27 protein-coding genes and 1 pseudogene are annotated in these 21,776 nt (G+C 70.8%); 23 read left to right on the top strand and 5 right to left on the bottom strand.

All coding sequences use genetic code 11. The annotated features are described in order from the left end of the window. Window positions 1-126: 126 nt before the first annotated feature. The 5 genes and pseudogenes from dprA to ACZ53K_RS32840 form a co-directional block, all read right to left on the bottom strand. Window positions 127-1,329 (bottom strand): DNA-processing protein DprA, encoded by a 1,203-nt coding sequence (gene dprA / locus ACZ53K_RS32860; RefSeq protein ID WP_468844034.1) that lies wholly within the window; start codon window positions 1,327-1,329, stop codon window positions 127-129. Between the two features lie 1,086 nt (window positions 1,330-2,415). Then, window positions 2,416-3,063, bottom strand: a pseudogene (locus tag ACZ53K_RS32855) (ATP-binding protein); the annotation flags it as partial. Window positions 3,064-3,107: 44 nt separating this feature from the next. Then, window positions 3,108-4,754, bottom strand: a complete 1,647-nt coding sequence (locus ACZ53K_RS32850; RefSeq protein WP_468843905.1) for a recombinase family protein — start codon at window positions 4,752-4,754, stop codon at window positions 3,108-3,110. Then, window positions 4,751-5,116: a hypothetical protein gene (locus ACZ53K_RS32845; RefSeq protein ID WP_468843903.1), complete on the bottom strand. Its 366-nt coding sequence runs from the start codon at window positions 5,114-5,116 to the stop codon at window positions 4,751-4,753. The genes ACZ53K_RS32850 and ACZ53K_RS32845 overlap by 4 nt, the downstream gene beginning before the upstream one ends. A gap of 26 nt (window positions 5,117-5,142) precedes the next feature. Next, window positions 5,143-5,577, bottom strand: a complete 435-nt coding sequence (locus ACZ53K_RS32840; RefSeq protein WP_468843901.1) for a helix-turn-helix domain-containing protein — start codon at window positions 5,575-5,577, stop codon at window positions 5,143-5,145. Window positions 5,578-6,053: 476 nt separating this feature from the next. Here ACZ53K_RS32840 and ACZ53K_RS32835 point away from each other — a divergent pair, with 476 nt between their 5' ends. From ACZ53K_RS32835 to ACZ53K_RS32725, 23 genes are all read left to right on the top strand, one after another. Next, window positions 6,054-6,245, top strand: a complete 192-nt coding sequence (locus tag ACZ53K_RS32835) for a hypothetical protein (protein ID WP_468843899.1) — start codon at window positions 6,054-6,056, stop codon at window positions 6,243-6,245. A 67-nt stretch (window positions 6,246-6,312) separates the two neighbouring features. Beyond that, window positions 6,313-6,711: a hypothetical protein gene (locus tag ACZ53K_RS32830; protein ID WP_468843897.1), complete on the top strand. Its 399-nt coding sequence runs from the start codon at window positions 6,313-6,315 to the stop codon at window positions 6,709-6,711. Next, window positions 6,708-7,085 (top strand): hypothetical protein, encoded by a 378-nt coding sequence (locus ACZ53K_RS32825; RefSeq protein ID WP_468843894.1) that lies wholly within the window; start codon window positions 6,708-6,710, stop codon window positions 7,083-7,085. Before ACZ53K_RS32830 ends, ACZ53K_RS32825 begins: the two co-directional genes overlap by 4 nt. Next, entirely contained in the window at window positions 7,082-8,194 is a 1,113-nt protein-coding gene (locus tag ACZ53K_RS32820; RefSeq protein ID WP_468843892.1) for an ERF family protein, read from the top strand. Before ACZ53K_RS32825 ends, ACZ53K_RS32820 begins: the two co-directional genes overlap by 4 nt. Then, entirely contained in the window at window positions 8,191-8,760 is a 570-nt protein-coding gene (locus ACZ53K_RS32815; RefSeq protein ID WP_468843890.1) for a hypothetical protein, read from the top strand. Before ACZ53K_RS32820 ends, ACZ53K_RS32815 begins: the two co-directional genes overlap by 4 nt. Further along, window positions 8,757-9,374: a hypothetical protein gene (locus tag ACZ53K_RS32810; RefSeq protein ID WP_468843888.1), complete on the top strand. Its 618-nt coding sequence runs from the start codon at window positions 8,757-8,759 to the stop codon at window positions 9,372-9,374. The genes ACZ53K_RS32815 and ACZ53K_RS32810 overlap by 4 nt, the downstream gene beginning before the upstream one ends. A gap of 68 nt (window positions 9,375-9,442) precedes the next feature. Then, entirely contained in the window at window positions 9,443-10,384 is a 942-nt protein-coding gene (locus tag ACZ53K_RS32805; protein WP_468843885.1) for a mucin-2, read from the top strand. Next, the gene (locus ACZ53K_RS32800; RefSeq protein ID WP_468843883.1) at window positions 10,381-11,073 is read left to right on the top strand and encodes a zinc finger domain-containing protein; all 693 of its coding nucleotides are present in this window, start codon (window positions 10,381-10,383) and stop codon (window positions 11,071-11,073) included. Before ACZ53K_RS32805 ends, ACZ53K_RS32800 begins: the two co-directional genes overlap by 4 nt. After that, window positions 11,070-11,549 (top strand): hypothetical protein, encoded by a 480-nt coding sequence (locus ACZ53K_RS32795; RefSeq protein ID WP_468843881.1) that lies wholly within the window; start codon window positions 11,070-11,072, stop codon window positions 11,547-11,549. The genes ACZ53K_RS32800 and ACZ53K_RS32795 overlap by 4 nt, the downstream gene beginning before the upstream one ends. After that, window positions 11,546-11,716, top strand: a complete 171-nt coding sequence (locus tag ACZ53K_RS32790; RefSeq protein ID WP_468843878.1) for a hypothetical protein — start codon at window positions 11,546-11,548, stop codon at window positions 11,714-11,716. Before ACZ53K_RS32795 ends, ACZ53K_RS32790 begins: the two co-directional genes overlap by 4 nt. 127 nt (window positions 11,717-11,843) lie before the next feature. Further along, window positions 11,844-12,353, top strand: coding sequence for an HNH endonuclease signature motif containing protein (locus ACZ53K_RS32785; RefSeq protein ID WP_468843875.1), 510 nt, complete (start codon window positions 11,844-11,846; stop codon window positions 12,351-12,353). 2 nt (window positions 12,354-12,355) lie between these two features. Beyond that, window positions 12,356-12,832, top strand: coding sequence for a single-stranded DNA-binding protein (locus ACZ53K_RS32780; RefSeq protein WP_468843872.1), 477 nt, complete (start codon window positions 12,356-12,358; stop codon window positions 12,830-12,832). A 95-nt stretch (window positions 12,833-12,927) separates the two neighbouring features. Next, window positions 12,928-13,422 carry a hypothetical protein gene (locus ACZ53K_RS32775; protein WP_468843870.1) on the top strand — a complete coding sequence of 165 codons (495 nt, stop codon included), beginning with the start codon at window positions 12,928-12,930 and terminating at the stop codon, window positions 13,420-13,422. Continuing rightward, window positions 13,419-13,889 carry a hypothetical protein gene (locus ACZ53K_RS32770; RefSeq protein WP_468843867.1) on the top strand — a complete coding sequence of 157 codons (471 nt, stop codon included), beginning with the start codon at window positions 13,419-13,421 and terminating at the stop codon, window positions 13,887-13,889. Before ACZ53K_RS32775 ends, ACZ53K_RS32770 begins: the two co-directional genes overlap by 4 nt. Before the next feature lie 71 nt (window positions 13,890-13,960). Beyond that, the gene (locus tag ACZ53K_RS32765) at window positions 13,961-14,755 is read left to right on the top strand and encodes a hypothetical protein (protein WP_468843865.1); all 795 of its coding nucleotides are present in this window, start codon (window positions 13,961-13,963) and stop codon (window positions 14,753-14,755) included. Window positions 14,756-14,934: 179 nt separating this feature from the next. Continuing rightward, window positions 14,935-16,581, top strand: coding sequence for a hypothetical protein (locus tag ACZ53K_RS32760; RefSeq protein WP_468843863.1), 1,647 nt, complete (start codon window positions 14,935-14,937; stop codon window positions 16,579-16,581). 59 nt (window positions 16,582-16,640) lie between these two features. Next, window positions 16,641-17,336: a hypothetical protein gene (locus ACZ53K_RS32755; RefSeq protein WP_468843860.1), complete on the top strand. Its 696-nt coding sequence runs from the start codon at window positions 16,641-16,643 to the stop codon at window positions 17,334-17,336. Between the two features lie 81 nt (window positions 17,337-17,417). Then, entirely contained in the window at window positions 17,418-17,711 is a 294-nt protein-coding gene (locus ACZ53K_RS32750) for a hypothetical protein (protein WP_468843857.1), read from the top strand. A 164-nt stretch (window positions 17,712-17,875) separates the two neighbouring features. Then, window positions 17,876-18,226: a hypothetical protein gene (locus ACZ53K_RS32745; protein WP_468843854.1), complete on the top strand. Its 351-nt coding sequence runs from the start codon at window positions 17,876-17,878 to the stop codon at window positions 18,224-18,226. A 140-nt stretch (window positions 18,227-18,366) separates the two neighbouring features. After that, on the top strand, window positions 18,367-18,894 hold the full coding sequence (locus tag ACZ53K_RS32740; RefSeq protein ID WP_468843852.1) for a helix-turn-helix domain-containing protein: 528 nt from the start codon (window positions 18,367-18,369) through the stop codon (window positions 18,892-18,894). Beyond that, window positions 18,884-20,134 (top strand): PBSX family phage terminase large subunit, encoded by a 1,251-nt coding sequence (locus ACZ53K_RS32735; protein ID WP_468843849.1) that lies wholly within the window; start codon window positions 18,884-18,886, stop codon window positions 20,132-20,134. The genes ACZ53K_RS32740 and ACZ53K_RS32735 overlap by 11 nt, the downstream gene beginning before the upstream one ends. Then, complete coding sequence (locus ACZ53K_RS32730) at window positions 20,131-20,307, top strand: hypothetical protein (RefSeq protein ID WP_468843847.1); 177 nt, start codon at window positions 20,131-20,133, stop codon at window positions 20,305-20,307. The genes ACZ53K_RS32735 and ACZ53K_RS32730 overlap by 4 nt, the downstream gene beginning before the upstream one ends. After that, a complete protein-coding gene (locus ACZ53K_RS32725; protein WP_468843844.1) occupies window positions 20,294-21,775 on the top strand; it encodes a phage portal protein in 1,482 nt (493 codons plus the stop codon). Before ACZ53K_RS32730 ends, ACZ53K_RS32725 begins: the two co-directional genes overlap by 14 nt. Window position 21,776: the final 1 nt, after the last annotated feature.

The raw sequence follows: 21,776 nt of genomic DNA, 5'->3' as shown, positions 1-21,776 counted from the left end.
TGGCCGCCGCGGCGGCAGCCGACGCGCCCTGCCGTCCTCCAGCCACGACAGGGCGCCACGAGTCGAAGCGCTACAAACCCGGATATTACGGTCACTCCCCTCGCCATTTCACCCATTCGCCTCAGATCAAGGACCACCTCGCCGCGCGCTGGCAGCGACCGCGGGACGTCGTGCCAACTCCCAGACAGCACCACACCTTTGAACGAATCCCAGCGACTGCAACTCGAAGAGCTTGCCCTGTGCGACTTCCTCTGCCGTGCCCGAGTCCTGCGCCAGCCGCCGCGAGTCCGCACCACCCCGTGCGGGGACCGCTTCCAGGACTCGGGTCGCCACCGGATCCAGAAGGTCGCGCGCGACGACCGGTCCGCGCCGAGCGGGAGCGAGGTCGCCGATACTGCCGACGAGTTCGATGACTTCGGCAGCATCGGTGACCACTGCGGCTTCGCCGCGCAGAAGTTGATGCACGCCGGCCGACAGTCCGCTGGTGACCGGCCCCGGCATCCCCATGGTGAACCGGCCCAGCTCCGTCGCCCGCCGGGCCGTGACCAGTGAACCGCTGCGCAGTTCGGCCTCCACCACCACAGTGCCCCGGGTGAGAGCCGCGATGACTCGGTTACGCATGATGAAACGACTGCGCGTCGGATGATCTCCCGGCGGCAACTCAGCAACAACCAGGCCCTGTTCCGCCAGCCGCTGGATCAACTCAGTGTGTCCGCGCGGATACGCGTGATCGACGCCGGAGGCCAATACGGCGACCGAGGCTCCTTCTGCCGCCAGTGCGCCCCTGTGCGCCGCGCCGTCCACTCCGTAAGCGGCTCCGGACACCACCGTCCAGCCGCGGTCCGCCAGACCCGCGCCGAGGGTGGCCGCCACGTGAGCACCGTACTCCGTACAGGCACGAGCACCGACGACCGCAACGGACCGCAGGGCCCACAGCCGCAGGTTCGCGCTGCCGCGTACCCAAAGGCCGATCGGTCTTCCGTCCCCCAAATCGTTCAATTGCTGCGGCCACTCGTCGTCTCCGGGGCAGAGAAACCGACCGCCGAGTGCGGCAACGGCAGCCAGGTCGCCAGCTGCTCTGTTGAGGTCCGCGCGGGCCGCACGCAGGCGCAGGCCCTCGAACTTCTGCTGCGACACTCCTGACGGCATGTCCCGCTCACCCGACAGGGACTGTATGAGGTTCGCGGGTGTCGTCTGACGCAGCCAGCGCCCTACCGCCTCATCACCTGGCTCTACGATGCGCGTCAACGCCGCACGCGCCTTCCTCTCCTCCTCTCCCACCTCACCCACGAGTCCGCCACCTGTCACTCGTCGAAAAACAGCCTTCAGTCCCCCGCATGTCCCTTGTCCTCTCCGTGCACGCGTGCGTGCGTGCTTGCCTGCCTGCCTGCTTGCCTGCTTGCCTGCTCGGCGATGGGCAGTGCCGAGCAGCCGAAAGTGGTAGGTGAAGCCCCTCTTTGCCGACCCGACTGCCCGACGACGACCGCCAACCGCCGTCAGCAGTCCCCGTCCACCTCTTGCCCTGCTCTCAGCCATTCGGCCTACGGCTCAGAGCAGAGCCCTCTCACCCGTCCGTGGCCCGACCAGCGCCAGGCCCGGGGCGTGGTTCGGCGCCAGGTCCACGCCCGCTCGTACTGCGCCGAACTGCTCTCGAACGTCTCTCGCTCTTTCTCCCCCCGCCCGCCCCACCCCCTCCTCCACACCGCACCTCGGCACGACCATCACCGGTGTCATCACCACACCCGGCATCGCCAGAACCAACGGCACCGCCCCAGCACCGGCATCGGCATCGGCATCGGCATCGGCATCGGCCCAGCCCGACCCCGGCTCCGCTCCGGCCCCGACCCCGGCCCCGGCCCCGGCCCCGGCCCCGGCCGCACGCCACCGCAGTGTTCACGCTGCGTGCCTGTTCTGCTGACCTCCATTTCGCCGCCGGGCTGGCCCTTCCCCGGTACCAACTGGCCCCCTTCTCAGGCAGCAGGCACCGCGTCCCCCAACGCCGCGCGGGCATGACGCGCCCTTCCGCAGAGGCGCCCCGCCGACCTGCCGCGCCCCCAAACGCGACCCCCTATCGACCGGCCCGAGCCACGGCCTACTGCCCTCTCCCCCGCGCAGCTCCGACCAGACCGTGGCCGCCCCTCGAACCACAGCCACAGACGAACTCGCACGCGCGCCCACAGCCACGCACGCCCTGGCACCGCGCCTGCCCCGCCCCGCACCCGCGCGCACGCACCCACTCAGTCATCGCCCGGCCCCAGGCCATCACCCACATCCAGGGCCTGAGCAATACCTCCTCAGATCAGCTCCAACCCTGCCCCCACTCACTCACCCCCACTCGTCTCACCCTCCGCTCATCCACCTCCCGTCTCGCCTCTCCCTCTCGCTTCCCCTCCCTCCCATCACCCTCTCCCCGCCTCACCCCCCTCCCGTCGTCAAAGGCACCCCCCGCCTGATGCCCGTGCGCAGCTCCAGGGCCCAGTTGATGTCCTCAGCCGTCGGGCGGTCGTGGCCCGCGAGGTCGGCTGAGGTCCAGGCGACGCGGAGTACGCGGTCCAGTCCGCGCGCCGTCAGTAGTCCGGTCTCCAAGTCGCGTTCTACTTGTGCCAGCGCGCCCGGATTCACTTGCCAGCGTGTACGCAGCTCATGGCCCGGTACCTCGCTGTTGGTGTTCCAAGGTGTGCCGGCGAAGCGGGCGGCGGCGCGGTCGCGGGCGGCTCGTACTCGTTCAGCCACTTCGGCGGTGGATTCAGCGTTCTGGGTGAGGGACAGCAATGCGGAACGCGCCACGGGCTCCACCGCCACTCGCAGATCGACGCGGTCCATCAACGGACCCGACAACCTGGCGCGGTAGCGCCGGATGGTGGAGGGGCGGCATTCACAGCCGCCTCCGAGCGTGCCGTGGCGCCCGCAAGGACATGGATTGGCAGCCAGTGCGAGCAGGAACTTCGCCGGCATACGCATCATTCCGGCGGCCCGCGCGACCACGACGTATCCCGATTCCAGCGGCTGTCGCAGTGCGTCCAGGACACGGGCGTTGCACTCGGCGGCTTCGTCGATGAACAAGGCTTGTAAAACGAGTGGCTACAGCCAGTGAGGTCCCGAGGTGGTTAGGCTGCCGAGTCCTTGGCCCACGGATCGGGCTTCCACAGGGGATGGATGTCGATCGACGTTTCTGCGCTTCCTGCAACGCCTTTACGCCCTTGGCTCACCCGTGTGACAACCACTCGTCGTATGAGCGAGCGCAAGATGTTGTTGATCTCGGGAGCCTCGAACGTGTCCCACTCGGCGAGCAGGCCGACCGCGAGGGACACCAGCTCGGAACGCTGCGGCTGTGCCTCGATCTGTGCGGCTGCTTCGAGGGCTTCGGTAGCGGCCTGCTTCTGCTTCAAGATCCTTTCTCGCGCGGCCTCGAATACGCCTTCGGGGTACGCCTTGGGGTTCGTGGCGCGGTCTACGGCGAGGTTCGTTAGGGCGTTAGTCCATTGGGTGTGTTCGGCCTGTAGCCGGGCCCGCTCTCTTTTCGCCTCGGCGCGTTCGTCTCGCTGCTGCGGAATGGGCGTAGGCGGTTCGGCGTCGATGTCCTCGGCGGCCTCGCGGGCAAGCCAGGTTCGAACCTCGTCCTCGACGACGGCGCGCTGTACCCATACTGGGGCGTCGCATAGGCCGTTGCGGCTCTCCCCGCACGCGTAGGCGTAGCCGTATATTACGCCGGCCGCGCGGCGGGCTGAGGTTGCGGCGGCGCCCTTTCGGCAGCCTCCGCACCGCATGAGGCCAGTGCAGGGGTAGACGGGGTTACGGGCTCGGGGGGCGATGTTGCGCCGTTCGGTGCAGTGCGCTTCGTACCGCTCCCACATCTCCGGACTGATGATCGCCTCGTGTGCCCCGTCAATGTGCAGCCATCGTGTACAGCCGCTGTTGTTGGCGGTGTAGTCACAATGGCAGTCAGGATCGTGAATGCGGAGCAGGCCCGCCGGGAATCCGGCCCGCATGAACCGACGCAAGCTGTCGTCCCGCCATGGGTTCCCGTCTGAGGTGCGGTACCCGAGATTGTTCAACCAACCGGCGAGGTTGCCGTATCCGTCGGGTACCGCTTGACCAATGCCGAGTTTCCGGTTCCACAGCGTCTCGATGTGGTCACGCGCGTTCTCGTCGACCTCGTACCACTCCTTTTGAGTGATCCATTCCGCGAGTTTCGTGGGGTGCGGAACGCGACGCGGATGCCAGATGTAGCCGAGACGCTTACCGCCTGTGGCTGGTAGGCCGTGGGCGCGCCGCCACTGGTGCGTTTCCTTCCACTGTTCGCCGGCGCGGTCGGATTCGAAAACGGCGAGGTCGAACAGGATGCGCCGGTTGAAGCGGCCGACGGCGGTACGCACGTCGACATCTTCCGTGGCGGATGCGAGTTGCCCGCCAGCGTGTTCGAGTCGCGCCAGGTTGATCGCGATGCCGAGGTCGTTGCGGCCAAAGCGGCTGAACTTCCATACGGCGATTCCGCGCGCTTCGCCCTGCTCGACACGCTGAATGCCGCCCATGATCTTGCGTTTGAAGTTTCGCCCGGTGGCGTCGAGGTCGACAATCAGCGGTTCGAGCAGCCGTCGACCGGTGCGCGCGGCCCATGCCCGTAGGGCAGTTTCCTGAAGTTCGGGACTGATCTTCTCCTCTTTCCAGGTGCTCACCCGGATGTAACCGAGCCACGGCTCGCCGTCGTTTGACGGCGAGCCGTGGAAAGTGGCGGGTAGGTCGAGTGTGGTCACTGGGCCTTCCGTTCGGGTCGGTCGGTGTGGTGCAGGCGCAGTGTGATCACGTTGCCCGCGACCTGCTCGACGTGGCGCGGTCGGCCACCTTTCGGGGGCGCGGTGGGCTGGTCGAGGAGGCCGCGCGCGACGTGTTCGAGGGCGCGGCGGTAGCCGGCGTTGTCTGCCTCCGCGAGTTGGTCGGCAGTGACGCGCTGGGAGTCGTGTACGGCGCGGGTGATGAGCAGGGGCACGGCAGTGAGGACGATGAAGACCCCGGTTTGCCACAGGTCGTCGTTGTCGCCGAGCAGTCCGACGACGCCCGCCGCGAGCCCAATTGCGAGCAGGGCGGGGGCGATTGCGGCCGGGAACCGGTTTTTCACTGGGGTGCCTCCGTGCAGTTGTGCGGCTAGTTCTCGGCGCTGCGTTCGTCGCCGTTGGTAGCTCGTTGGCGTTGCAGGGTTTCTGTCATGTTGATGAATAGCTCGCGTTTGTGGGGGTCGACGATGCCCAGCTCGTCGGCGGCGTCTTCGGGCGTCATGGGGGCGTGGCGCGGTTGAGGTGACTGGACATTTTGCAGCTCGCCGGCGCTGAGAATGCCTGCCGCAACCAGGACTTCGCCGAGTGGGAGGTTGAGGGCGTCTGCGAGTTGTTGCAGGGTGCGGGTTTCGGTGGAGGTCTGCCCGCTGAGCATTCGACTAACGGTGCCGGCGCTTAGGCCGCTGTCTTTGATGAATCGGCTCTGCCCGCCGCCCCTGGGGCGCAGGTCGTAGCCGCGGCGTTCCAGTTCTTTCCGCAACCAGGCGGCGAACTGTTCGGGAGATGTGCGCTCGCTACCGCGCACGGACCTATGTTCCATGGATGGAACATACCGTGCATGGATGGTCGAGCGCATGAGCGCTTTCGGCCAGGGGTGACCGGTGTCCGATACATCCCGGTACCCCCCTCATTGATCGAACGTGCGACCGATTCTGGGGCCAACGACAAGCGCCTGTCAACGGCAAATGAAGCGAACCGCCCGGTTTGTTTTTACCGATACCGAGCCGGGCGCGCCGTCGCACTCCTGTGCTACGTTCCATCCGTGGACGGATCATCCGCCCACGGATGGAGGAATTTCGTGTACGACCGCACCCTTTTGGTCGCCGCCGCCCGCCAGATCGGCGACCTCACCCCATCAGACACGGCAAGACGGTTGAAGGTTGCGCGAAACACGGCATGGCGCTTGTGGTACGGACGCACCGCCCCAAGTGCCGTAGTAACTGCGGCCGTTCAGGAACACTACGGCGTGAGCGCCGGTCACCTGCTCAAGCGAGTGACCGCATGACAGCCGCCGTAATCCCCCGCGAGCAGGCCATCGCCAACGCTCGCCGTGTCCTCGACGCCGCCCGCCGCCGCCGCGACATGGACCGCGCCGCCGGCCGCCTGCCCGCCGATGTCGAGCTGATCATGCGCCGGCTGGAACGCGCAGCCCGCCAGCACCCCACCAGCGCAGCGCACCACGCCGCCGCCTGAACCCCGAGCGGGCCGCCCGGTTGCCCCCGAACGGCCCGCGTCACGACCGCCCCAGAAAGGCCCGATCGTGAACGCCCACCGTACCGCCGCCCGTTTACCCCGCGCCGCCCTCGCCGTACAAGGCGCCCAGGCCGCCCGCCGCCGCCTCGCCCGACGGGACGTAATCGCCCGCCAGCTCGACGCCATCGCGCCCGGCACCGCCCGCGTCCGGACCGTCCCCGTGTGGACGGACCGCGACGGCCGGCGCCGCCTCGCAACTTGGGTCGCCCTCGACAACGACCTCGCCCAGCCGGTCACCGCCGACCACGCCGCGCACCGCGCCGCCCGTGGCCTGCTCCGCCGGGCATTCCCCAACGCCGACTGGGCCCGGCCGCACGCCTACGACGCCCGCACCGGCGACCTCACCCTCGACGAACCGGCCGCGCCCGCCGACCTCGCCCTCGACGACCAGGAGCCGCGCCGATGATCCGCCCCCAGCTCTCCGCCGACGGCCTCGCCGTCCGTCTGCCGATCGCCGCCCGCGCCGAGCAGTTGCTCGACGACCTTGCCCTCGCCTACGCCCAGGACACCGACGCCGTCGGCCGCCTGCTCACCGCGCACGCCGCCAACGTCGTGCGTCTTGATCACGCCGTCGTGAGCGAGGACATGCCCGAGTACGAGCGCGCCATCCGCGCCGCCGCGGCCGATGGCAGCCGCGAGGCCCTGCTCGCCGAGGCGCCGACCGCCGCCACCCTCGACGACCTGCTCGGCCCGGACCAGGCCGTCACCCTCGCCAGCCGGATCACCCGCCTCGCCGCCCACATCCGCCACCACCGTACGAACCGGAGCCCGCGCCCGTGACCGTCACCACCCTGCCCACCGCACTTACCGACCCGAGCACGACCCTGCTCTCGGCCCCGGCCCGGACACCCGACGTGGTGTACGTGCCCGCCCCCGCCGGCGCCCCCACGGACGCGCCCCGCGTGTTCACCGCGATCAACGCCGTGATGCGTGACGCGATGCCCGTCGGCAAGACCCAGGAGAACAAGCAGCAGAGCTACTACTTCCGCGGCATCGACGACGTTATGTCGGCCATGGCGGGCCCGCTCCGCACCCACGGCGTATTCATCCTGCCGACGATCGCCGAGCACGCGCAGACGCGTGACGGGAAGATGACCCGGACCATGATCACTATGCGGTACCGCGTGTACGGGCCCGCGGGTGACTGCCTGGTCGCCGACGTACCGGGCGAAGCGTTCGACTACGCCGACAAGAGCACCAACAAGGCCCAGTCCGCCGCCCTCAAATACCTCTTGTTCACGCTGTTCATGCTTCCGGTGGACGGACGCAGCATCGACGACGGCGACCGCCACCACCCCGAACCGCCCGCCGAGCACCGCGCCGAGCAGGCACAGCGCCAGCAGCGCAACCAGGACCGGCGCCAGCAGCGCGAGCAACCGCGCCGCAGCAACCGCGCCGAGGCCGGACCGTGGGAGCAGCCGCCCGCCCAGCAGGCCCAGCAGCGGCCGGCCGGTCCGCGCCGCGACTACCTCGCCGAGGCCGCGAAGGCGACCAACGCCGAGCAGTTCAACGCCGTACGCGCCGCCGCCGCCGGGGCCGGCGCCCCGGCCGACTACCTCGCCCGCCTCGACCAGATCGCCGCGCAGAAGCAGGCGAGCGCCCAGCAGCCGCAGGCCGCTCCGCGGCCCGGCCCGATCGCCGACGCGCCACGCCGGGCGATGGAGTGGACGCAGGGTGCCGCGCCGGCCGAGCAGCAGGTCGACCAGGAGCAGGCCGCCGCGCTGGGCGAGCTGTACGACGCCGCGCGTACCGCGGGTGTGCCCGACCGTGGCGAGGTCGTCGAGCTGTTCCGCGCCCGCCACGGATGCGCCCCGGAGGCCGCCGCCGTTGAGCAAGTGCGCGAGATGCGCGACGACCTGCTCGACGCCGCGAAGGGGGCGAGCGCATGACCGCCGAGCAGCAGACCCCCGAGCAGCCGGTCGCATCCCTGCGTGACCTCGCCCTCGAAGAGGCCGCGCTCGACCTGCTAGCCGCCCGCGTCGCCGCCGCCAAGAGGGACGTACGCGCCCGGATGCAGACCACCCTCGACGCCGCGGCCCAGCGCGACGGAGTCGAGCGGATCGCCGCCACCCTGCCCAGCGGCGAGCAGGTCGCCACGATCTCACTGCGAAAAGGCGAGACCGGGCCCGTAGTCACCGACGAGGAAGCCCTCGCCCGATGGCTCCGCCAGACGTGGCCCGATCAGGAGTGGACCGAGACCCGCATCGTGCGCACCATCAAGCCGTGGAGGCTCGCCGAGCTGGTCGCCGAAATGGAAGCCGCGGGTGCTGCGAAGATCGCCGACCGGACGACCGGTGAAGTGCACGACGTGCCGGGCGTGGTGATCAAGCCCACCCGTGCCCGTACGCACGCCCTGACGTGGCGCAAGGGCGGTAAGGAGGCGACGGCCGAGGCGTGGCGCACCGGCGCCCTCGCCCGGCAGTTCGCCGCGATCACCGCGGGGGGTGGCCAGTGAGCACCCCCACCGTCGTCAGCCTCAACGCCGCCCGCCGTCTGCTCGATTCCGCCCCCATCGAGGCCGTACCCGGACAGCTCGCCATCGAGGAGGCGCCCACCAAGGCGCCGGCGTCCGTGCCGCCAGGTCTCGCCGAGGCGTTCGCCGCGCGCACCCGCGCCACCGAGGGCGGGCACCAGGAGTGGACCGGCACGCGGACCGCGTCCGGCGCAGGAAGGTTTCGCCACAAGGGACGCGACTACACCGCCTATCAGGCCGCGTTCATCCTGCGGACCGGCCGCGCTCCCGTCGGGACCGTACGGCCCACGTGCGACGTGCCGCGATGCTGCGCCCCCGAGCACGTCGACGACCGGGCCACCCGGCAGCGCGACCGCGCGGCCCTCGCCGCCGTCAAGGGCATGACCCACAAAGCCCCGTCGTGCGAGCACGACCAGGCCGTACATGGCCGCTACCGCGCCGACGGTAAGCGGTACTGCGACGCCTGCAACCAGGCCCCGACGTGCGAACACGGCAACCCCGGATGCGGCGCCCGCCCGGCCCGGCCCTACCCGTGCGGCCCGCGGTGCGAGGAGCACCAGCCCGCCCGGACCCGCCCGTTCTACTCCGCCGCCTGAACGCTCCGGGGCGAGGCCGAGCCGCCGCGCCCCTCGCCCCGGGCGCCCCACCCGAGGAGCACCATCCCGTGACTTGGTTCAAAGTCGACGACACCGCGCACGCGCACCCCAAGCTGTTGCGCGCCGGAAACGCCGCTCTTGGCCTGTGGGTACGTGCTGGTGCCTACGCCGCCCAGCACCTCACCGAGGGCGTCGTGCCGGGCGTCGTCGCCCAGCTCTATGGCACCGCCCCGCAGGCCCGCAAGCTGATCGCCGCCGGTCTGTGGCACGCGGCCGGCCACGACTGCACCCGGTGCCCGCAGCCGCCCGCCGGCGACTACGTGATGCACGACTTCCTGATCTACAACCCCACCCGCGCCAAGGTCGAGGGCGAGCGCGCGCGATCCGCCGAACGCCAGCAGCGGGCCCGTGAGAGGGCCGCCGAGCAGCGGAACCAGGAGCGTAATCGCTCCGATCCGAGCGCGAATCGTCCGCGAATCGATGACGATCCGGCGCCGGAAATTCGCGAAACCGCCGCGAATCAGATCGCGTTTCCCGATGAAACCGCAGGTCAGGAACCGTCGTCACACCGTGACGTGCCGGAGGCGTCACGGTCCCCCCGACCCGACCCGGCCCGACCCGCTGTACCTCCTACGGAGGTACAGCAAGCTAGCTACGGCGTTCCACCGAACATCCGGCCGTTGCGTGACGCGCTCACCGCCGCGGGCGTCGTTGTCGAGTGGTCCCTCGCCGAGGCCGAGTGGTTCCGCCTCGAAGCCATCGTGAAGCGCACCGCGGTCCCGGCCCTGGTCGACCACGCCCGCGAGCAGTGGCGCCGCGCCCGTTCCCGGCCCCGCAATGTGCGCTACTTCCTGCCCGGTTGGACCGCGCTTCCCCCGGTGCCCGCCGGCGGTCCGACCTCGCCCGGTGCCGACGTGATCCCCCTCGCCGCCGCCCGCCCCGGCCGCGTTCAGCGCGCCGCCGACCTGTTCGCCGCCGCCCTCGACGACCCCCAGGAGCACGCCCAGTGAACCGCCGCGAAGTCGCCGCCCTGCTCGCCTACGCCGTCAAGCTGGACCCGCGCACCGCGCCCGCCGACGAGGCCGCCGCCGCGGAAACCCTCGACCAGTGGGCCGACCTGCTCGCCGACGTGCCTCCGGCCGCGCCGCATCCGGCCGGACGCGCGTGGGATGCCGCGCAGGTCGTACGCCACCACATCGCGACCAGCCCGTACCCGATCAAGCCGAGCGACGTATCGCGCCCGTGGCACGCCTTCCGCCGCGACGTGGTCGACCGGCACCACGACCCCGTGCCCGCGGTCGACCCGGACGACCCCACGGCGTACCGCGCCGCCCTGGTCGCCACCCGGCACGCCGTCGCCGTCGGCGCCGCCCCGGCCGCCACGTTCCGCGAGTTGACCGGCGGCACCCGCGAGGAACGCGAGCAGGCCGCCGCCGAACGCCTCACCGTCCTCGGCGACTACGTGCCCAAGACCGTGCGCGACACCCTCGCCCCGTACCGCCCGCGCCGTGCCGAGCGGGAACGCCTCGCCGCCGCCGATCTGCCCGACCCGCTCGACGTGGCGTGCCCGTACGAGCAGTGCCGCGCCCGTTCCGGAGCGCCGTGCGTCAACCGTCGCCGCCATCCGCGCCGCATCGCACACCCCTCGCGCCTCGACCTTGCCACCGCCCGCCGCTACACCCAGGAGCCGGCCGCATGAACCGCAACAAGAAGCACCCCGACCGCCCGGCACACCGCCGCCGCAGCGCCGCGCCCGACCGGACGAAGAACACCCGTGGGTTTCTCGTCACGGGATCGTGGGACCAGCGGCCGGACCATCCCGCGGTGAAGCCGACCAGCGACCGCAACGCCGCGCGCCGTATCGCCCGCGACATGGCCGACAAGGGCGCGTATGTGATCGTCGAGGAGCACCGCGGGCGCGGGCAGTGGCGCACCCTGTACGAGGTCGACGGGCCCGCCCAGCTCGCCGCCCGCCGTCGGGCCGCCGACGAGGAGCGGAAGCGGATCGAGGAGGAGCAGCGGGCCGCCGCCGCGGCCGAGGCCGCCCGGACCGCCGCCGCCGAGCAGGCCGCGCGCGACCGCGACGCCCTCGCTAGGTTGATGGTGCGCCCGCCGGTCGCCCGCGATCAGTGCGGACGCCGTGACGCCCGGCATGTCACCGGGGCGCAGCGATGATCCCCGCCGCCGCCCTCGCAGTCGTGCGCGCCGCCGTCGAGACTGCGCAGCGCGACGACGTGCGGTACTGCGGCACCGTGGCCGAGCAGGTCGTCGAGGAGCTGACGGCCCAGGGCTGGACAATCACTCTCGCCGAACCCCCACACGGCTCTTCAGCAGCCGCGTGACCCGCGCCGGGGGCGGTAATTGAAGCGGGATGCACCGCCCCCTACGCACTATGGTCCATCCATGGATGGTGCAAACCATTCACGGAAAGAACATGTAGAACGACTACATCCCGACGGAGGTACATCCATGGACCGGCCCACACCGTCCCAGCGGTTCGCCGCCAAGATCGCCGTCGGCCCCTGGTCACTCCGCCGAGACTGCCCCGGCCCCTGCCACCTGTGGGCCGGAGCCACCAACGAGAAGGGCTACGGGTCCTTTTGGACCGACGGCCACACCGTCAAGGCCCACCGCTACGCGTACGAGCAGGCCAACGGCCCCATACCTGTTGGCCTTGAGATCGACCACCGGTGCCGCCGCCGCGAGTGCGTCGCCCCCGCCCACCTCGACGCCGTCACCCACCGCACCAACATCCTCCGCTCGACGAACCACGTCGCCGCCCGCGCCGCCGTCACGCACTGCCCCGCCGGCCATCCCTACGACGAGGCGAACACGATCAAGGCTCGCAACGGAACACGGAAGTGCCGGACGTGCAAGAACGCGTCCGCCCGCGCCGCCCGCGCCGCGAAGCGCGAGCCCCCCCTCGCCATCGTCGAGCCCATCCGACCGACCGCCCCCACCCTCGAAAGGGCCGCATAACCATGAGTGGCGACACCACGATCACGATGGTTGGCAACGTCGTTGCCGACCCCGAGTTGCGATTCACCCCCGGCGGCGCCGCCGTCTGCAACTTCCGCATGGCCAACACCCCGCGGCGGTACGACCGCGACCGCAACGAATGGGTCGACGGCGAGCCGCTGTTCCTCTCCGTGGCCGTGTGGCGCCAGCAGGCCGAGCACGTCGCAGAATCGATCCAGCGCGGCGCCCGCGTGATCGTCGTCGGCCGTCTCACCCAGCGCCAGTACGAGGACCGCGAGGGCAAGACCCGTTCCTCGTACGAGATCCAGGCCGACGAGGTCGCCCCGTCCCTGCTCCGCGCAACCGCCGCCGTGACCAAGGCCGGCGGCAACACCCAGAGCGCACAGCAGTCGTACGGCCAGCAGTCCCAGAGCTACGCCCAGCAGCCCGCGGCCGACCAGTGGTCGACGGGCGGATACAGGGACGAAACCCCGTTCTGATCAGGCCCCCGCGACCGGCCGCACGTCCGGTCGCGGGCCGCCCCGCGCGCGCGAGCCGCACCTCGCCCCTCGACTTCTGAACAGGAGCACCACCCGTGACCCACACCCCCGACGCCCTCCGCCCACTGCCCGAGGCCCTGGTCGCCGCCGGTGTCATGGCTGCCGAGGGGTTCGCCCGCGGCATAGCGAGCGTGCAGCGTCCGGCCGGCCTCGCCGCCGCCCTGCTCGCCGCGGTCGCCGACCAGACGCCCGACGCGGAGCAGCAGGCCCCGACGGATTGGGTCGCCGAGGTACGCGAAGCCCTCGCGTTCAACGAGCAGGAGCAGGACCCGGCACCGGCATTGGCCACGTTGCGCGACATCCTGCTCGACGACGCCCCGCGCACCCCTCAGCAGGCCCTCGACGCCGCCCGTGTCCTGCTCGCCGCCCACACCCGCGAACTCGCCGCCCACACACGCCAGCACATCGACGACTACCGCGACGCGCACGGCGTGGACCGCAGCACCCGCGGCCTGCTCACCGGAATGCAGACCATCCGCCGCCGCCTCGACCAGCACGCCGTCACCCTCGACGAGCAGGCCACCCGATGAGCCGCCGCCCCCGCGCCGACCGCAAGCAGCGCGCCGCCGAGCGCACCACCCGCCGCGACAGCCTGCTCGTCCTGCTCTCCCACGCCCAACGTCGCGGCACCCTCACCCCCGACGAGGCCGCCCTACTGCGTGCCCACGTCGAGGCCGAGATCGTCGAGAGCGACCGCTACCGCGCCGAGGCCGGCGGACAGCAGGCCGCCGTACGACGCGAGCAGCAGCGTCTCGATGCCGCCGAGGCCGCCATCGTCGAGGCCGAGACCGAAGCGGCACGCCATGCGGCCGATCACGCCGCCGCGTGCCAGCAGATCGCCGCCATGCACGCCGCCGCCGTCGGCGAGGCACGAGGCCCGAGCCGCGGCGTCGTCGAGGACGTAGTCGACATCCGCCAACGCGCGCTGGACGCCGAGGAACAGCTCAAGGCGTACCGGGCCGTGTACGGGCACGGCACCCGCGAACACCAGCACTGACCACCGGAGCAACCACCGTGACACCCAGCCTCGCCCCCTCGCCCGTCGCCGGCCGAGCCCGAGACGATCTGATGGCGATCCGCGCTCAGTGGGGCGATCTGCTCGCCGCCATCGAGCGCCGCCCATCCACCGAGTGGCCGCCGCGTGAGGCCCGCGGGTTCCTCGACCAGCTCGCCGCTGACAACGGCGGAGCGGCCGGCGACGACATAGCGATCGAGCCCCACGTCGAGCGACTGGCACTGGCCGCGCGCGCCCACCCTGCGCCGCTGAACATCACCGCCCTCGATGCTGTGATCGAGGTCCGCGAGTCGCTGTTCACCCTCGCCGACCGCGTCGCCGACCAGGTCCAGCGCCCCATACGCCGCGTACCGCACCCGGCCGACCCCACACGCAGCGTCGAGGACTGGCGAGACCGCACCGCCCCGGCTCGGTGGCAACTGCCCACGCACAGCGCAGCGGTCACCGGCCGCGCCGCATCCCCCGGCAGCCGCGGGTACGGCCTCCACTGGGCCGCCGTGTGGATCGAGGGGCGCGCCCTCGACCAGGACCTCGACACGGGCCTGTTCACGCCGACGCCGCCGCGCCTGCTCGACGAGATCGCCGCCACCGCGCGCCGCGCCCGCCTCACCATCGAGCGGGCCCTCGACCTCGACCGCCGTACGACGCCCCTGCCCGATCCGTGTCCGTGGTGCGGCGGACAGCTCACCGGCTACACCCAGCCCGGCGGCGAGTCGGTTGTCGCCTGCTCGACCGGCCCGGAGTGCGAGGCGCCCGTCGACCTCGACGGCCGGCGCCGCCGGGCGTGGCGGGACGCGGACTTGGCCGCTCTGTGGCCTGCCCTCGAAGCGCGGCGACAGGCTGCGTAGGGCAGTTGCCCGACAACTCCCCACGGGGGCGCCGACGTTGAGCGGCGCCCCTGTTTGTGCACTCGCTTGTGAAACCCCTTGTGTAGCCGCAACACAAGCCGCTACAGTGAGGCTCGCCGGACCTCACCCGGCGACTGCCGGACCTCACCCGGCACACCACAACCAAGGGAGCAAGCCCCATGGACATCTACCGCCCCGCCAACCCCCGCAGCCGCGGCGCTGGCCACTACCGCCGCCCCGGCACGTCCGCGAGCTACTGCGGGCGCACCCTCGAAGCCAAGCCCACCGAAGACCGGTACGTGAACGGCGTGTGCCAGCCGTGCACCAAGGCCGAGAAGCGCGACCGCGTCGCCGCCGAGCAGACCGCCACCAACCACAGCACGGCCGCGCCGGCACTTCGCGAGCGCGCCAACGTTCGGTATGCCCTGGTCGGCAAGGGGCGCCGCGTCCACTACTCGCCGAACAACAACGAGACCCTGTGCGGGCGCTCCGTGTCCGAGTACCGCGAGCCGCAGGACGTTGACCTTTCCGGGCGCCTTGACGGCCTGTGCGCCCCCTGCGTTCGGGCCGCCGAGGAGCGCGCCTACGCCCGCGCCCTCGCCGCCACCTCGCCCCTCGCCGCCGCCGCGGTCGACCTCGCCGAGACCGTCGAGCAGGCCGACGCCCACCAGGCCTCGGAGAAGCGCGCCGAGCGTCGCCAGCAGCTCGCCGACTCCCGCGGGGCGAATGCCTACCCGCTCGCCGTCGCCGCCGTCCGTCAGGTCGTCCGCGAGTTGCCCCGGGCCGACGCCCTTCGCGTCCGCGTCACCGAGGGCCCCGAGGCGACCCTCACCCGCGACGACCTGCACGCCCTCGCCTACAGCGGACACACCACCGCCGACGCCGTCGCCCGCGTCCGCGACGCCGTCGCCGCCCACATCCGCCACGGCGAACGCGATGTGCACCTGATGTTCCCCGCCCTGGGGATGCGCCCCGCCCTGTACCTCGCCGATGTCATGGCCCTACTGAACCGGTGCGAGCACACTCAGGCCGCCGCCCTGGTCACCGAGGCCGAAGCGAGCGACGGCACGTGGCGGGGTGAGTGGATAGGCGAGCAGCCGGCCGACGATGCCCTGTTCGCCATTGAGCCGGCCGCCGAACAGGGAGCGCTGTTCGTCCCCGGTTCCCGCGTCGTGTGCGCCGACGGTCGCGAGCGCACCGTCGAGGACACGGTCGAGCGCACCGGTGAACCGGCCCGCGTCGTGGTCGAGGGAGGCACCGAGTGGATCGCCGACAACTGCCAGCCCGTCCGCAAGCAGCGGCGCGCCGCCCTCGCCCGGATGAAGGCCAAGGCCGACGCCGACCGCGCCGCCTACCGGGCCGCCACCGATGATCAGATCGCCGCCGAGTGCGCCGCGCACGGTGTGCCGGCTCCGCACACCGTCACCGCCCGGATCGCCGCCCGCACCGAGCAGGCGCCTGTCCGCTGCGTAATCGAGGGCGTTGTCGTGACACACGCCGGCATCGCCGAGGGCAGCGCTCCGGAGGACGCCGACCACCCGAATGTGATCGCCGCCCGCGCCGCCCTCGACGGCCTCGCCGTCGCGACCATGACCGACCGCCACGACGTGACCGACCCGACCGAGGACGAACAGCACGTGCGCGGGTACCTGATCGGCCCCCGTGAGGGCGACCGCGTCGCCGTTTACTGGCTCGAAGGCGGGCGCGTGATCCGCCGCGACCAGATGCCGCACGGGCCCGCCCTCGACTGCCTCGCCGACCGCCTGCGCCGCCGCGGTTGGAAGATCGAACCCATGTGCGTGTTCGCCCACCGGCCCGCCGAGTAGCCCCCGACCGGCCCGCCCCGGTCGGGGCGGGCCCCGTCTCACCCACAGGAGCAGCAGAAGTGAGCGACAACCAGGCCCCCGAGCAGGGCGACGAGCCCACCGCCACACCCTCAAGCACGGGCGCGGACTCTTGGAGTTCGGCCGACATCAGCCGACGCGTGCGACACCGCCGCCAACTGGAGGTCGACCCGCCAGCCGCAGAGATGCTGCGCGATCAGGTGCTCACGCTGCTCTACAAGCACGAGCGGGAAACGATCGCCGCGCGCGCGCTCTTGGGCGACCCCAACCCGACCGACGCCGACCCCCTCGAATACGCGAAGGAAATCGCCGATCGCTACGCCCAGCGCGACCAGCGATCCGCCTACCTCGACCAGCTCGCCGACGAACTCAGCCTCGATGACGTACGCACGCTTCGCCTCGCCGGCGAAGCCGCAATGGCCGTCACCCCCAGCGTGATCATGATTGAGGCCGATAGGGGCAAGCATCCGCGGCAGATCGCCGCCGAAATTGGCCTCACCGAGTCCCGCGTGTACAGCATTCTTCGCGTGGAACGGAAGAAGCGCGTAACCATGCTGGTCGAGGCTGCCGTCAAGGCCGACGTGAATGCCGGAAACGACCCACGCGATGCCCTCGCCCGCTACTCCGCCGCCCTCGCCGACGTGCCCGATGACCACCGCGAGACTGTCGAGCAGTACCTCGAAACACTGCGCCTCGCCGTCGCCAAGCAGGAGACGCAGCAGCGCGACGACCAGTAGGCCCAGACAGCAGCGCGGGCCCGATCCGGCGACCTCACCGCCGTACGGGCCCGACTAACCACGATGGGAGCAAGCCCCACCATGGCCAGCACGAACCCTACCCAGGCGGCCGCCCAAGGCCCGAATCTGCCGCCCGCCGTCGGCCGGACCCTGTCCGTGCGCATCCTCGACGCCGGCATGTACGACGACCTCGCCGTCATCATGCGCACCGGGTGCGACGCATCCGCAGCCGTCCGACAGGCCGTACTCATCCTCGCGAACGCGTACTACGAGGCATGGGCCCGCGGGCACTACCCGGCCGGTGTCGCCCCACAGATCACCGACATGATCCTCGCGCCGTACCGGCCCGTACGACGCGCTGATCAGGCCGTATGACGGACCGCGCCCCGCTGTATGACACGGCGGGGCGTAACCGTACGACCGGACGCGCGGCGCCTCGCGCGCGTCCGACGTGCCAATGTGTCCGTCCGGCGCTCGCCTGCGTACAACCGTCGTGTGCGTTGGGCCGTCCCACCTCTGAACTCATGTGGGAGGAACCCATGGCACAGATGCAACGCCAGGTCGTGAAGACGCGCCGCGGGGCGAATCACGGGCTGCACATCTTCTTATCGATCATCACGCTTGGCGTGTGGGCGATCACGGGGTGGCCGATCGCCGCCATGATGGGGCGGAAGACGAAGACGACCACGTACGTGCCGGTCGATCCGGCGCCGCCAGCCGCGCCGCCGCAGCAGTACGCGCCTCAGCCGCCCGCATACGGGCAGGCGTACCCGGCACAGGCCGCACCGCAGCCGTACGCACCGCAGCAGGCCACGCCGCAGCCGTACCCGCCGCAGCAGCCACCCGCCCCGTACGGCCAACCTCAGCAGCACATCACGTGGGGGCAGTGACCCAGTTGCACGCCGTTATCAATCCGTGATCTAATTCGGGGCGTCCCCAGCGTGCCCGGAAACGGGAACCCCTCAGCAACGCCCCGCCACATCCCCCCCCGTGGCGGGGCGTTTCGCTTGCCCACGGGAGGTGACCGCCCGTGGGACGCCCCATCGACGACCACGACCGCGCACAGGTGCGCAAGCTGCACGCCGTCGGCAAGTCCCGAAACGACATCGCGAGAGCGATCAACCGGTCGCCCTCGACCGTGTCGAAGATCGCCGCAGCATTCGACCCCCCGCTCACGTTCGACCGCGCCGCCGAGGTCGAGACCGCCACCCGCGTACGCCGCGCCGACCTCGCCGCCCGACGCGCCGACCTCGCGATCACCCTTCACGACATCGCGGAACGCGAACTCACGAAGATGAGTGAGCGCACCCTCTACTTCGAGTGGGGCGGGAAGGACCACACGTACGCGCAGACGTGGCAGGACGAACCGACCCCCGCGGACCGCCGCACGATGATGACCACCGCCGGCGCCGCCCTCGACCGCTCCCTCAAGCTCGCGCCCCCGCGCGACGAGGCCGGCGAGAAGTCTCGTTCCGTGATCGGGCGACTCATGGAAGGGCTCGCCCGCAACTACGCCGACCGCCACGCCAGCGAACCGGGCGTCGACGATGAACAGTGATCTTGGCCTGTCCCCCAAGCAGGTCGATTCGATCGTCGAGGCCGTCGCGTTCCTCAACCTGTGGGAAGGCAGCGTTCGCAGTGGAAAGACGATCGCCAGCCTGATTCGCTGGTTGGGGTACGTCGCCGACCCGCCAACCGGCGGCGAGCTGGTCATGGTCGGCCGCACCCGCGACAGCCTCGCCCGGAACATATTCGGGCCGCTCATGAACCCGGCCGTGTTCGGCGAGGTCGCGCAAGACATCCACTACACCAACGGCGCCCCGACCGCGTCCGTCATGGGCCGCACCGTCCATGCCCTTGGCGCCAACGACGCTCAGGCCGAACCGAAGGTGCGAGGTCTGACGTGCGCCGGCGCGTACGTGGACGAGGCGACGACACTCCCCAAATCGTTCTTCGACCAGCTCACGGCCCGGTGCAGCGTCCCAGGGTCGAAGATCTTCGGCACCACCAACCCGGACAACCCGAAGCACTGGCTACGCCGCGACTACCTGCTCAGGCCCGACGAGGCCCGACTCAGGTCGTGGCACTTCCAGTTGGACGACAACCCCGGGCTGGATGCTGAGTACATAGCCCGCATCAAGTCGACGCACACCGGGCTGTTCTACAAGCGCAACGTGTTGGGTCTGTGGGTCCAGGCCGAGGGCGCGATCTATGACATGTTCGACGAGTCCGAGCACGTCGTCGACACCCTGCCCACGATGCGCCGGTACTGGATCGGCATCGACTACGGCACCGTGAACGCCACCTCCGCCGTTCTGCTCGGTGAAGGAGTCGACGGCCGGTTGTACGCGTGCGCCGAGTGGCGCCACGACTCCCGGACCGCGCATCGGCAGATGACCGACGCCCAGTACAGCGCGGCACTGCGCAGGTGGGTTGCCGAGCGGGGCGTCGCCCCCGAGTGGACGTTCATCGACCCGAGCGCGGCCAGCTTCATTACGCAGCTGTGGGCCGACTCGTACCCAGGCGTCGCCCGCGCCTCGAACGAAGTCGTGGACGGCATCCGATCCGTGGCGAGCCTGTTCGGCGCTGGCCTGCTCCGCGTGCACCGGTCGTGCGAGGGACTGCTCGACGAGCTGCCGGCGTACGTGTGGGACGAGACAGCCGCCGACCGGGGCGAGGACAAGCCCCTCAAGCAGAACGATCACAGTGTCGACGCACTGCGGTACGTCATCCACTCGACCGCGCACGCGTGGCGCCACCTGCTCACCGCACCAGCGAAGGAGGTCGCCGCCGCGTGATCACCCTGCACATGCCCGTGGCGCTCACCGTCGGCGACCACACCGGCCACCTCGGAACCCTCAGCATCACCACCGGCGACGACATAGGCCCCCGCGTAGCCGACATGCTGCGAGCCGCCGCAGACGTATTCGACCACGCCAGTGAGGGGAGCAGCGACGATGGCACTGCCTGAGAACGGCGCCGCGTGGCCGCCGCCCGCATGGGCCCCGATCTATGAGGCGATGCGCGTCGACGACGCGTGGTACAGCGGTGACCGCCGCCGCCTCGCCCGCCTCTACAGCAACCACCCGCGCCCCTCCGAGCGGCGCCGCCTGTGGGGCCGCCGGTCGTTCGAGCACCGCGTCGACCGCCGAGACAACCGCCTGCACGTCCCTCTTGCCGGCGACATTGCGAGCACGTCGGCCGACCTCTTGTTCGCCGACATGCCGACGATCACCGTCGAGGACCCGGCGACACAGGAACGCCTCGACCAGCTGCTCGACGAGGGCCGCGCCCAACAGGTGTTCCTCAGTGCCGCCGAGCAGGCCGCCGCCCTCAGTGGCGCCTTTCTCCGCGTCACGTGGGACCGCGACCTTGCCGCCCGGCCGTTGCTGACCGCTGTGCAGCCCGACGCTGCCATACCCGAGCATCGGTTCGGCGTGTTGCGCGCCGTGTCGTTCTGGCGCGAGCTGGACGGCTCAACGGAGTCGACCGTATGGCGACACTTCGAACGCCACGAGCCCGGACGCATCGTGCACGCTCTGTACGAGGGAACTGGCGAGAACGTCGGCCGCCGGATACCGCTTACCGAGCACTCTGACACTGCCAACCTGATCGACAGCCTCGACACCGAAGGCGACAGCATCACGACCGGCATTCAGCAGCTCACCGCTACCTACGTTCCGAACATGCTGCCCAACCGGTTGCACCGCGGCTCCCCGATCGGACGCAGCGACTACGCCGCCCCGATCTATGACCAGTTCGACGCCCTCGACGAAACATGGTCATCTTGGATGCGCGACATTCGCCTCGCCCGCGCGCGCCTGATCGTCCCGGACGGGTACATGCGTAACGAGGGAGCAGGCAAGGGCGCCAGTTTCGACGACGACCGCGAGGTCTGGCACAGCCTGAAAATGCCGCCAAACGAGGGCGCCGGTATCACCTTGAACCAGTTCGACATCCGGGTCGAGGAGCACCGCGCCACGGCCGAGGCGATCACGCGGCAGGCTGCCCAGGCTGCCGGCTACTCGCCCCAGTCGTTCGGCCTCGACGGCGAAGGCCAGCCCGTCACCGCGACCGAGGTCGACAGCCGCGACGCCCGGAGCATGGTCACGCGCCGCAAGAAGGCCGGCTACTGGCGTCACGCCCTCGCGGACATGAGCCACGTCATGTTGCAGCTCGACGCAGCGCTGTTCGGGAGCCGGATCGCTCCCGACCGGCCGCGCGTGGACTTCGGCGACGGCGTCGCCGAGTCGGCCGAGCAGACCGCGACCACCCTTGACCTACTCGCCCGCGCCGGAGCCGTGTCGACCGCAACCAAGGTCAAAATCTTGAACCCCAGTTGGGACGACACGGCGGTGCAAGCTGAGGTCGACGCGATCCTCGCCGAGACCGGAGCAGCCGCACCCGACCCCGTCGGCGACTTCCCGCTCGCCGCGTGAC

It is taken from the genome of Streptomyces sp. NPDC033221, assembly GCF_055577005.1.
This window is presented reverse-complemented; position numbering and strand designations above follow the sequence as displayed.